The 12,201-nt window shown below is 44.4% G+C and carries 10 protein-coding genes and 1 other RNA gene; 7 read left to right on the top strand and 4 right to left on the bottom strand.

The window, feature by feature from the left end; genetic code table 11:
* Positions 1 to 246: 246 nt before the first annotated feature.
* Both AC805_RS10000 and AC805_RS09995 read right to left on the bottom strand, forming a co-directional pair.
* The gene (locus AC805_RS10000) at positions 247 to 1,386 is read right to left on the bottom strand and encodes a glycosyltransferase family 4 protein (protein ID WP_055075300.1); all 1,140 of its coding nucleotides are present in this window, start codon (positions 1,384 to 1,386) and stop codon (positions 247 to 249) included.
* A 125-nt stretch (positions 1,387 to 1,511) separates the two neighbouring features.
* Entirely contained in the window at positions 1,512 to 2,180 is a 669-nt protein-coding gene (locus tag AC805_RS09995) for a hypothetical protein (RefSeq protein WP_055075299.1), read from the bottom strand.
* Between the two features lie 520 nt (positions 2,181 to 2,700).
* On the opposite strand from AC805_RS09995, the gene AC805_RS09990 reads away from it, so the two are divergent.
* The 5 genes from AC805_RS09990 (at position 2,701) to galE (ending at position 6,810) form a co-directional block, all read left to right on the top strand.
* Complete coding sequence (locus tag AC805_RS09990; protein ID WP_055075301.1) at positions 2,701 to 2,928, top strand: 4Fe-4S dicluster domain-containing protein; 228 nt, start codon at positions 2,701 to 2,703, stop codon at positions 2,926 to 2,928.
* 639 nt (positions 2,929 to 3,567) lie between these two features.
* The gene (gene rimP / locus AC805_RS09985) at positions 3,568 to 4,029 is read left to right on the top strand and encodes a ribosome maturation factor RimP (RefSeq protein WP_055075298.1); all 462 of its coding nucleotides are present in this window, start codon (positions 3,568 to 3,570) and stop codon (positions 4,027 to 4,029) included.
* Positions 4,030 to 4,159: 130 nt separating this feature from the next.
* Positions 4,160 to 5,398 carry a transcription termination factor NusA gene (gene nusA / locus AC805_RS09980; RefSeq protein ID WP_055075297.1) on the top strand — a complete coding sequence of 413 codons (1,239 nt, stop codon included), beginning with the start codon at positions 4,160 to 4,162 and terminating at the stop codon, positions 5,396 to 5,398.
* Between the two features lie 96 nt (positions 5,399 to 5,494).
* Positions 5,495 to 5,824 carry a YlxR family protein gene (locus AC805_RS09975; RefSeq protein ID WP_055075296.1) on the top strand — a complete coding sequence of 110 codons (330 nt, stop codon included), beginning with the start codon at positions 5,495 to 5,497 and terminating at the stop codon, positions 5,822 to 5,824.
* The gene (gene galE, locus AC805_RS09970) at positions 5,821 to 6,810 is read left to right on the top strand and encodes a UDP-glucose 4-epimerase GalE (RefSeq protein WP_055075295.1); all 990 of its coding nucleotides are present in this window, start codon (positions 5,821 to 5,823) and stop codon (positions 6,808 to 6,810) included. Before AC805_RS09975 ends, galE begins: the two co-directional genes overlap by 4 nt.
* 53 nt (positions 6,811 to 6,863) lie before the next feature.
* Here galE and AC805_RS09965 read toward each other — a convergent pair whose 3' ends face one another.
* Together AC805_RS09965 and AC805_RS09960 are read right to left on the bottom strand one after the other, a co-directional pair.
* Positions 6,864 to 7,148, bottom strand: a complete 285-nt coding sequence (locus AC805_RS09965) for a 4a-hydroxytetrahydrobiopterin dehydratase (RefSeq protein ID WP_055075294.1) — start codon at positions 7,146 to 7,148, stop codon at positions 6,864 to 6,866.
* A gap of 265 nt (positions 7,149 to 7,413) precedes the next feature.
* A complete protein-coding gene (locus AC805_RS09960) occupies positions 7,414 to 8,223 on the bottom strand; it encodes a SpoIID/LytB domain-containing protein (protein ID WP_055075293.1) in 810 nt (269 codons plus the stop codon).
* Between the two features lie 399 nt (positions 8,224 to 8,622).
* On the opposite strand from AC805_RS09960, the gene rnpB reads away from it, so the two are divergent.
* Together rnpB and AC805_RS09955 are read left to right on the top strand one after the other, a co-directional pair.
* Positions 8,623 to 9,073, top strand: an RNA gene (gene rnpB, locus AC805_RS10005) — RNase P RNA component class A.
* A gap of 556 nt (positions 9,074 to 9,629) precedes the next feature.
* Complete coding sequence (locus AC805_RS09955; RefSeq protein WP_055075292.1) at positions 9,630 to 12,068, top strand: HD family phosphohydrolase; 2,439 nt, start codon at positions 9,630 to 9,632, stop codon at positions 12,066 to 12,068.
* Positions 12,069 to 12,201: the final 133 nt, after the last annotated feature.

The following is a 12,201-nucleotide window of genomic DNA, read 5'->3' as shown; positions in this document are numbered from 1 at the left end:
GCAAACCTTTTCTCAAAGCCCAAAAGTAAAAGCCTTGCTAAGCAAGGCTTTTACTTTTGGGCTTTTAAAATTTGCCAGCTTAACCCGAACTGACGTTAATTCACGAAAGTGTTGTCACACTTTCGTGAATTAGTATTAATACCAATTCCCAAAAATGTGGCTACACTTTTGGGAATTGAAAACTAAACCCAGTAAGGGTTTTAAAATCACAAAATGGCTACGCCATTTTGTGATTTGGTATAAACTCTATCGCTGGAGCACCTGCTCGTAAACCGCTTTCATTTGCTGGGCAATTACTTGCCAATCATAATTTTGCCGAACGTAGTCTTGACAAGCTTCACTCTTTGGCATTTGCCTTTGCCCTGACAAGGCTTCAATTATTCCTTGTGCTAATTGACTAGTCGTACTGCCCTCCAAGATGAGATCCGCAGAAAACAACCGTAAAATTTCAGGAATACCACCAATGGGTGTTCCCAATACAGGTGTGCCAGCCGCCATAGACTCGATCGCAATTAGTCCAAAACCTTCTAGCGATACACTGGGAATGATCGATAACTCCGCTGCTCGATAGGCGATCGGCAAGTCGCAATCGGCAACAAATCCCAATAGTTTTACCGAGTCTTCCAGTTGTAATTGCTGAATCTGCGATCGCAGACTCTCAGCGATCGCACCTTTCCCCGCAATCAAAAGTAAAACCTCAGGATACTGCTGACGGACTTGAGCGATCGCAGCAATTAAGTTATCCAAACCCATACGCTGCACCAGTCGGCGCACGCAAAGAATAATCCTTCGATCCTGCGCCCAGCCCAATCGTTCTCTAGCTTGGGCGATCGTTAAATCCACCTTAAATTCGGCGGTATCAATACCACCACCCACAATAAAAATCTTTTCTAACGGCACACCATAGGTCTTATGTAAAATCTGCCGAAATGCCTCTGACAAAACAATAAAACCATCCGCTCGACTATAGACCAATTTCTCGATCGCCCATTTCCCAAAAACCGATAATTTTCCCGCCCCTTCAGCTCTACTCTCCAAAGCCCAAGGTCCATGAAAATGAATCACCAATGGCAGTTTACCTAGGCGATCGAGAATAGGAAAGGTATATAGGGCAAAATGTGACGCAACCAAATCAAATTGGGACTTGCTGATGACCTGTTTAAAGGCTTTTCGGACACCTAGCGATCGCTGTAAAGTTCCACTATTCGTACTAGCAAAAGTTTGTACTAATCCGCTAGAGCTTTGCTCAACGCGATCGGAACCAGCCACTAAACCACTTACCCCAACCCCTACTTGTGGCAGATAGTTCACACATCCGTAATAAACCCGCGCCAATCCACCTGCCTCTTCCAAAAACCAGCTGGTACCTAGCTGTAACGTTTTCATAAAACCTTATTAACTATTGACATCTCTGCATAAAAGCCGAAGATAGCAAATTGCTATCTTCGGCTTCCTTTTAATACTGACAGGTAACTGCGACCCAACTGTATTTTATTGCTACTTAATCAGAACTAAGCAACAGAATCATTAGCCTTCTTATTACGCTTGATAGCCTTACCACCAAAGAAAGCAGCAGCTAAAGCAATACCAGGCACAATGGCAGGAACGGGTACGGGCACTGGAGCAACTTCAAACGCAATTGTCGATGATTGGAAAGTAATCGATGTAATTGCCTTGTCAAGTGAATCGTCAGCAAAAGTTAGAACGGCATTGCTGCTTGGGCTCGTCCAACTGCCATCAGCAGTGAGTCCGAGGTTAGAAGCAAGTAGTGCTCCCGTAATTGTATCGGAAGGCGCATCATTGTAGTTAATGGTTAATGAGTTGCCAGGATCGATCGAACCCCAAAGGAAAGCAAAGGATGAAACTGGAGCAGAGAAGGTATAGGTAGCAGAACCAGAGTTAAGTCCTGGAATAGAAGCACCCGTAGGCTCAGTAGCAGAGTAAGTTCCAACATTACCTAGAGGATTAGCATATTGATTAACAACGCTACCATTTACTAAATTGTAGTTTCCAGACCAACCAGTGCTATTGGCGAAGTTGATTGATGCAGCACCGCTTAAGGCACCTGTCGATACAACAATATCGCCATAACTGAAACTCGCGGCATTAGCAGCACCTGTAGAAAAGGAAACAGCAACTACACCGACAGTTGAAAGAATGGCAGAGGATAAGTATTTCATTACTTTATAGACCTATTTTGTGAATTTTTATAGATGATCTGCAAAAGATCTGGTGAATCTATGCGATTAACAAGATAGAAAGTATGGACTTTAGCACCACCATCACCACTTAGAATCGCTATTTCTAAGCTACTTAACTATCAAAGAAGAATATTGGATAATTGGAGCAACAGTAACTAGTTATATATTTAATTACATATCTAGAAATGTTACCGATTGCAGCTTGAAACTGGATATGCTTGGTAGATCATATTGCCCTATGCTAAGACCTACTTCAGATATAGAGAAGTTACAAACTACCCAATCTAATGATTGAAATCGCCTAGCGACGAAGAATTTGGTTTGGGTTATGCAGCTAACTTCCTACAACCTAGCTGCGATGTATGTATCTTACATGGAAAAACAAAAAGCGCAACGCCTAACTTATGCCTTTTTTTCGTAAAAAAGTTATATATGGGTTATGCATAAGTTATATTTTGTTATTTTTGTTACTTTAAAAGCTCTTGAATATAGAACCCACATGGCTTACACGATCGCATCAAACATATGTGAAGGCATAGCAGAATGCGTCCCTGCCTGCCCCGTAGCTTGTATTGAACAAGGTGAGGGGGCAAATGTTAAGGGGACTATTTGGTTCAGGATTGAGCCTAAACTCTGTATTGACTGTGGGGTTTGCCTACAGGTATGTCCCATACAGGGAGCAATAGTTCCCGAAGAACGTCCCGAGCTAGTAGCTAGGCATAAGTAAACTTAAAAACCAGAAGAGCATACCGCCCGCTGCGCGGGCGGTATGCTCTCTGGTTTTGTTTTTTAATATAGACATACAAAACCAAGAATTCGCGTTGCGGCGCGAAGCGCCGCAACGTCTAATTTTTCACTGGGAACGGAGTAGATGAAGGGGAAAGATTGAAATTTAAGCCTCGAAATGCCACCCATGAGATAAAAAGAGCTACTTTTGCCCATCGTTATGATGACAAAATTGTCGTAAAAAGTCCTATCTTGTTCTAGATGCTAAAGGGGCGTGATAGAATAAGCTCTAGTACTGGTCGACAAGTCTCGACATTTGCAAACACTTGCAAGAAGTAAACGCAAAGATAATTGTGTTTTCCCGATAGTACGCAAGCTCCGAAGAAGTAAACTCGATTATTACCTGTTTGTTATTTTGCAGGTAAGGCTAGAGTCTATAGCAGCTAGAGCATCGCACCTGTGATGTTTTTTGCAGCGATCGGTTACAGTTAAAATCACTGCAAAAGTGGGCAAATGTCCCACTTTTTTGTTTTTAATTTGTCCTTTCAAACTGCTTCGAGAAGATTTCACTCTTTGTGATTTCCCCTTATCAAAGCTCGCATCAAAATCATAAATCAACGCTCAGATCACAATTTTATTTATGAGTCATCCTCTAATTCCGCAAATTTTTCAAACTGCTGAAGAAGTGGCCTCACCCCTTGGGTTAGAGGTGGTCGATGTGGTGCTGCATACCAATAAAAACCCGATCGTGTTGCGGGTCGATATTCGCAATCTCGACCAAGACACAGGATTAGATGACTGTGAAAGAATGAGCCGTGCTCTGGAGGCTGTCCTCGATGAGATCGACTTAATTCCCCATGCCTATGTGTTAGAAATTTCTAGCCCAGGTGCCGAACGGCAGTTACAGGGCGATCGCGAGTTTGTCGCTTTCCGAGGCTTTATGATCAATGTCAGTACGACCGTTCCCCATGATGGTAAACAAAGCTGGAGTGGTCATCTCATGGCAAGAAACGAAACCCATGTAACCATTAGTATCAAAGGTCGAATTGTAAATATTCCCCGCGAACTTGTCGATCGCGTTGAACTAGCAAAAATGGAATAGCTCGACAATCAAGAAAATCGCCATAAGCAATTAATCAGCCAGACTGCGTATATGGGATGTCAAGGGCTTGACGACATCCTAACCTTCACGTTTTGAAATTATTTAGTTTTTATCATAGCGAGCAAAATTTATGTCATTGTTGAATTTACCTGGATTGGGACAGATGGTAGAAGTGATTAGCAAAGAGCGAAATCTTCCCAAACACGCAGTCCAAAATGCTTTACGCGAAGCCTTACTCAAGGGTTACGAGCGCTTTCGTAAAACCTATCGCTCCGATGGTATTAATTTTGAAGAAGAGCATTTTAATAACTTTGATGTAGAACTCGATCTCGAAGGCGAAGGATTTCGAGTTTTAGCGACCAAAACGATCGTTAATGAAGTTAGCGATGCCGATCATGAAATTGGATTGTCAGAGGTGCGGGAAGTTGCACCTGAAGCCCAAGCAGGCGGAACTGTAGTCGTCGATGTCACTCCAGAACAAGGCGATTTTGGTCGGATGGCGGCAATCCAGACCAAGCAAGTATTAGCACAAAAGCTCAGAGATCAGCAACGCAAAATCATTCAAGAAGAGTTTCAAGATGTCGAGGGGACCGTTCTCCAAGGGCGCGTACTTCGTTTTGAAACGACCTCGGTTATTGTTGCGGTCAGTAGTGGATTTGGTCAACCTGAGGTCGAAGCTGAACTTCCCAAGCGTGAGCAACTAGCGGGCGAAAGACCCTATCGTCCGAACATGACCCTCAAGGTTTATCTAAAGAAAGTATTTGAGGGATCGCGTCGAGGTCCCCAACTATTAGTATCGCGAGCAGATGCTGGTCTGGTTGTATACCTATTTGCCAATGAAGTGCCTGAGATCGAGGAAGAAATCGTGCGGATTGTGGCAGTGGCGAGAGAAGCCAATCCGCCATCACCTGCGGTAGGTCCTCGGACAAAAATTGCTGTAGATACCCTTGAACGGGATGTCGATCCTGTGGGGGCTTGTATTGGCGCACGCGGAGCCAGAATTCAGGCTGTCGTATCCGAATTGCGCGGTGAAAAGATTGATGTAATCCGCTGGTCACCCGACCCTTCAACTTATATTGCCAATTCGCTAAGCCCTGCCCGAATTCAGGAAGTACGGTTGATTAACGCCGATGAGAGAATTGCCCATGTGCTAGTGCCTGAGGATCAGTTGAGTTTGGCGATCGGTAAAGAAGGACAAAATGTTCGCTTGGCTGCTCGTCTCACTGGTTGGAAAATCGATATTAAAAATTTGGCGAAGTACGATTACAACGAAGAAGATCGCAAGATGGAAGCCGCCTCCACAAGGGCTGGAGAAAATCGGGTTGTCTTGCATAGTTTTGACCAAGATGAGGACGACGAGAATAACTAGGCATGTCAATGAAAATAAGGTAAGGATGGGCGGCGCAAAGCACCGCCCATCCTTACCTATTTAGCGCTACCACATAAGGATAAGGAGTAAATTAGTTTGGCTCTGAAGCTGCACCGACGTTGTGTTAGTTGTCAATGCATCGCTTTGCGCGATAATTTCTGGCGCGTCGTACGTGTACCGATCGCTCCTGAGCAAAACGATCAAGATGATCGCAATGATCGGGAAAATGTACATCAACATTTTCAGATCCAGCTCGATCAAGGCATGGGACGCTCAGCATACCTATGCCAAAAGATCGATTGTTTACAAATAGCTCAGAAGAAAAATCGTTTGGGGCGATCGCTCCGTACCCATATTCCGCCTGAGATTTTTGATATTCTCAAGTCACGACTTGAGTTAATTAATAAAAATCATCAAACGCAATGAGTAAGCAAACCATTTTGGTCACAGGTGGGGCAGGCTATATCGGTTCCCATGCCGTAAAAGCTTTACAACTGTCTGGCTATCAGGTGTTGATTTTAGATAGTCTTGTTTACGGGCATCAGGATATTGCCGCAACGCTCGGTGCTGAATTAATTATTGGAGATACAAACGATCGCCCATTACTGGATCGCCTATTTAGCGATCGCCAAATTAGCGCTGTCATGCATTTTGCCGCCTATGCCTATGTGGGCGAATCTGTCAGCCAACCAGATAAATACTATCGCAACAATGTGGTTGGCACTTTATCCCTGTTGGAGGCAATGGTTGCAGCAAATGTCAAAAACTTTGTTTTTTCTTCCACCTGTGCCAGTTATGGCGTACCCCAGCAAATACCAATTACTGAAGATCATCCCCAAGCGCCGATTAATCCCTATGGGGCTACCAAACTGATGGTCGAGCGTATTTTGCAAGATTTCGATGTTGCTTATGGTCTTAAGTCGGTAATTTTTCGCTATTTCAATGCCGCAGGAGCCGATCCCATGGGAGAAATCGGTGAGGATCACGATCCTGAGACCCATTTAATTCCCCTAGTTTTACAAACAGCTATGGGTAAACGCGATGCCATTACAGTCTATGGATCCGACTATCCAACCGCCGATGGAACTTGCATTCGCGACTATATTCATGTTACCGATCTTGCCGATGCCCATGTATTAGGATTGCAATATTTACTCGATGGCAACAGGAGTGAAATCTTTAATCTCGGTAATGGTAATGGCTTTTCTGTTAAAGAGGTCATCGATGCGGCAAAGCAAATCACGGACAAGCCGATCGCCGTGGTAATGGGCGATCGCCGTGCAGGCGATCCACCTGCGTTAGTGGGCAGCAGTGAGAAGGCTAGAAAAATTTTAAACTGGCAGCCTAAATACGCCGATCTAAATCTGATTTTGCGCCATGCATGGCAATGGCACCAAAAGCGTCATTGCTAAGCAAAAGGGGCGCAAATCGCCCCTTTTGCTTAAATGGTCGGCAATGAAAAATGCTATAGAAGTCGGTCTATTTTTTGTGCTAATTCAAAATCAAGGGCACTAATCCCATCGGCATCATGGGTAGTCAGGTCGATCGTTACTTTGTTATATACATTAAAAAGTTCGGGATGATGTCCCATCTTGTCAGCAACGATCGCAACTTTACTAATAAAGCCAAAGGCTTCTACAAAATCACGAAACTTAAAGTTTTTTTGCAACTTGCCATTAACCACAGCCCAACCCGCTAGTTGAGCGATCGCTGACGAAATCTCGACTTCAGATAACTTGTTAATTGCCATAGTTAATTGCCATAGTTAATCGCCATCAATTTAGTGAATTACAGATCTAGGGCAACGTATGAGATGAGTGGCGGCGCGAAGCGCCGCCACTCATCTCATACGTTGTTATTTCTAAATGAGTTAAGAGAGGCTTCGGCTACGCTCAGCCAGCTTCGGCTACGCTCAGCCAACATATACCGATGGCTGAGTGTAGCCGAAGCCCTATTTTTCTCCTAAACGATTTAGCGCTATATCTTGTTGGAGTTTAGCTGCTTAGTTTAGTTTATTAGTTTTTAATGGGTTGATCACGATACCACCAAGAGAGAATCTGCACCCAATTCCAGCCATTTTCAGCCATCTGTTGCGTCATTTCTTGATCGAGGTGTTGCCCGTCAGAGACAGGCATATACCCACCACCCCAACTAATCCAGTTGCGGGGAAGGCGGGCGCGGTAATAACCCTTAAATCCTGGACGAAGCATATAGCCCGCCGTGGAAGCAACTGCCTGATCGCTACGACTGTGAATTAGGGCGATCGCTTGACCTGTTTGGGGGTCGAAACGATAGAAGCCTTTATATACTTGATCGCGGGTATCGCTGACTAGATCGTAGGGAGCCTCGCCCCATTTGCGCTGCCTTTGGGTATTAACGGCATAACTACGAGCAGCCACTGCTTGCGCCATTAATGCGTCCATATGCCAACTGGCAGGCATTTCACTGGGAACCACGCTACGAAGATATTCCTCAAGGGAGAGTACGTTAACAGCGATCGCCTTATTATTCCACGCGCGAAGTTCAATTTCACCTGGATAAAGATTACTGCCAACCTGCACCAATCCGTTATTGCTAGGGGTAATGCGATATGCCGAGGTAAGCGGTAACGTATACCATTTACCAGGATCGAGACGACGGCTCGCTTGTCCTGAAGTTTGTAGAGTTGCTGGTTGGGTCACAGCTACAGACATTTTAGAGCCATTTTCCTCTCTGACTAAAACCCTCAATAAGTTTGCGGCAGCAGCTTGTGAAACTCCTGCAACAATTACCAACATCAAGGACAAAATCAGCGTGTACATCCCTTTGGAGAAGTGTTTCATCATTTAGTTAGTCACTCACACCTGTAATCAAAGAATGTAAAATTGTTTATATGAGTTGGGCATTCAATATTAAGGCTTTTTAAGATTAGCCCCGAATAACCAGATAGTTTAGCAAAACAACTTGATTTTGATAAACATTATTTCCGCATACTTATACCAGTTTTTGCATGAAATTATCGAAATTAATGTATTAATTTTTTGCATTAATTTTTTGCTAAGCACCTCAGCACAATTAAAATCCAGACCTAAAATCTGCGACGCACGCTGCGCGTGCGCCGCAGATTTTAGGTTTTTTAGATTTAATATAATTTTTTGCAACCATCGCCCAACCCAAGAATACTAGAGAATACTAGAAGCCACACTTTGTACCGTAACGTTCTTTGGTACATAATGGTAATAAGGGAGAGCAAGCGAGTGGTTGCGAAATCTGACTCAAAAGTCATTGCAAAATGTTTTTGAGTATGGGTTTTGAGGAAAGTCCGGGCTTCCATGAAGATCAGGCTGCTGGATAATGCCCAGTGCGAGCGATCGTGAGGATAGTGCCACAGAAAGATACCGCCAGTTGAGAGATCAACTGGTAAGGGTGCAAAGGTGCGTTAAGAGCGTACCAGCAGAGTCGTGAGGCTCTGGCTCGGTAAACCCCAGTTGGAAGCAAGGCGAGAGGATATAGGTGTTGCGATCTTCAATCGATCCTATGTCCGTTACTTAATGTGATTATTTGGCGAAAGCTAGGCGATCGCGATTGAGTGTGTGCCGCATGAGGTGTTTGGTAACAAACATCCCAGATAGATAACCGCTAGGGTAGTTGATAAAACTCCCGAAACAGAACCCGGCTTATGTCTTACTCTCCCTATTCAATCCCTGTTCAAATTAATGATGAATTAAGTAGTTAGGCGCAATTAAATATAAAAAAATCTGTAGCGTGCCCTACAGGTTTTGATTCTGGGTTTTAATTATACCCAGCTACTTATTGAAGATAAATTATCAATATCAAAAGGTCAGGGGCTATGGTATTTGCCTCGTCCTCTAGATCGCAGATCCTAACCACAGCTATGTCCATGATCTTTCATAAAGCTATTCGGTTCGAGTTACGCTCAAACTCCTACCTCAAAATGATGCTGAGATGTTTTTTGCCCCATACCCCGAACCAATCTTGAACCAATCTTGAGCCAATATTAGGCAGTTGCTTAAGTAGTCGCTTAATTATTTACTCATGGTCAGAATGTTTGATTTCTAAAGCCTTGCGGCAATAGACCTCAAAATAGTGACGAAATTTTGCGTTTATTGATTGAAATTAACCTTGAAAATCTGGTACATCTAGAAGTCTGAATGAGATCGCCAGATCCCCTAAATTATAAATTTAAGCTGCATTTGTTCTTACGAATCTTTTTAACTAGAGTAATCAAACTATGGGAATTGCTCCCAACCACTCATCTCTGCTCCCTAAAACGACCCATCGCATTTCCCGAAAGTGGTCTGGTAGAGCGGTTATAGGCATTACCTTTGTTTGCCTGATTTCCTCCCTCAGCATTCGTTTTTATTCTGAGCCGAGGTTGGACATTGGCACTTTTGTCGATCAAGATTTGCGATCGCCTAAAAGTATCGAAGCCACTGACATCGAAGCAACTAGACAGGCAAAGGAAATAGCCAAACAGCAAGTAATTCCTGTCTATCGGAGCAATCCTGAGTCGGATGCTAATGCTGTTAAGCATCTTGAAGAACTCTTGCAGGTGGGGGACAACTTACGCATATCATCGGGGAATTTACCCTATGTGGATCGCCAAATTCTTAGCGATGACGTACAACGATATCTCAGAAGGATTTCTGAGCCTGAGTGGGTACAGTTACAAGATAAAGCCAATAAACTTGCTACTAACGTTAGCAATCAAGTCTCGACATCAAGTGCGATCACAAGTGCGATCAACAGAGATAAAGAGTCACCTTCTGTAGCCTTAGCCGAGCTAACAACCTATAAGCTCAATGCCCTCCCTCAAGACTACCAAAAGCTCCTCAATAAGATAACTGAGGTTCGTAGAGCCTATGCGATGACTCAGGATAAGGCAGCAAAAGGACCAGAAATGTTTCGCGATCGCCTCTTAGAAATGTCCAATGAGGAATGGGAAAACTGCAAGAAACTAACGCGACAAGCCTTGCTTGATGTCCAGTCCTCAGGCATTGTCTCGGGGTTACCAGACGATATGCTGTTAAAACGCCTTACCAATCTGAGCAATCTGCCCATCAATGAAGATCATCGCATGATGGCGATCGCCCTAGTTCGTTCCACGATTAAGCCAAATCTAACCATTGACTATGTTGGTACAACCGAAAGAGCGATCAAAGCCTCAGAGTCTGTCCAAACCCAGCGAGTGGCACTGCAAGTTGGGGACTTGATCGTTAAAGGCGGCGAAAAAATTACGGAGCGACAGTTTGTCATTTTAGACGAACTCAAAATGACCCAAAGACAGGTCAATATTAAAAGGTTAATTTTACTGACCTTAAGTACAGCACTTGCTTTTGGCATCTTTGGCTATGCTAACCAGCGATGGCAATATCTACTAAAGGTCAAACTCCATGTCAAAGATCTGTTAGCGCTAGGCATGGTTTGTACGGGTAGCACCCTTGCCACCGTCATTATGGCTCCCAATATGCTCGTATTTGTGCCCTTAGCAGGTATGGGCTTAATTATTGGCAGCTTTTATAGTTCGCGATTAGCGCTCCTAATTACTTTGCTGGTATCAGGTTTATTAACGATCGCCATCAGTGCCAATCTGTTATCCCTCGCGCCTGTATTAGTCGGCGCAATTGTTGCAGCAGCAATCACAAATCGACCTTTAACGCGATCTCACCTTGCGGCAACGGGGCTCTTAGTAGGATTTTTGCAGGCATCAGTATATATAGCGATCGCGATTATCGCAGGATCGACTCCCCCCGTACTGATGGCGATTACTGCACTTCAGTACGCATCGGGAGGCATCATTGCCGCGATCGTTGCCCTCGGCGCAATTCCCTACCTTGAGCATATTGCCTATGCCTTAACCCCCTTCCGTCTAGCGGAGCTAGCCAACCTAGATCGCCCCCTGCTTCGCCTCTTGGTAACTGAAACCCCAGGCACTTTCCAACATACATTATTTGTTGCCAATCTCGCCGAAGCTGCCGCCCGCGAACTGGGTGCGGATACCACTTTAGTCAGAACGGGTACGCTCTATCACGATATCGGTAAGACCCTGCGCCCAGAATATTTTATTGAAAATCAAATGGGACAACCCAATCCCCATGACCTTCTTAACGATCCTTGGGAAAGCGCCCAAATTGTGAAAGAGCATGTTTCAGGCGGCATAAGACTCGCTCAAAAATATCACCTTCCCGAAATGCTGCAAGCCTTTATCCCCGAACATCAGGGAACGATCGCAATTACCTACTTTTATTGCCAAGCCCAAAAGCGATCTGATCGAGTCTATGAGTCAGATTTTCGTTATGTTGGTCCCATTCCCCAATCTCGCGAAACGGGAATCGTCATGCTGGCTGATGCCTGTGAAGCGGCTTTGCGATCGCTTGGGACTGACACCACACTCGAAGCCGCAAAGAGCCTGCTTATGAGAATCTTTGAAACCCGATGGAATGATGGTCAACTCAAAGACTGCTCCTTAACTTGGGAAGATTTAGACCGCATTGCTCCCGTATTTATTAAGGTCTGGCAAGAGCGCAATCATGGCAGGATTAAATATCCCAACCTAGCGAACAAACTCGATCCGTCGGGTTCTGCCTTGCCCGATCATCTTTGCAAAAAGGATATAGAAACATCGGCAAGTCAAACTGCGGTTCCCAAGAAGATATCCTTAAAAAATTAACCATCTAGCTATCTCTTATATAGCAGTAGCCAGTTATGTTAGGACAAAAACAAAACCCAGAAGAGTGTTGCGGCGCTTCGCGCCGCAACACTCTTCTGGGTTTTATGTCTTAACTTATTTGGCTATAGCTATA

The organism is Pseudanabaena sp. 'Roaring Creek' (genome assembly GCF_001402795.1).
GTDB lineage: Bacteria > Cyanobacteriota > Cyanobacteriia > Pseudanabaenales > Pseudanabaenaceae > Pseudanabaena.
This window is presented reverse-complemented; position numbering and strand designations above follow the sequence as displayed.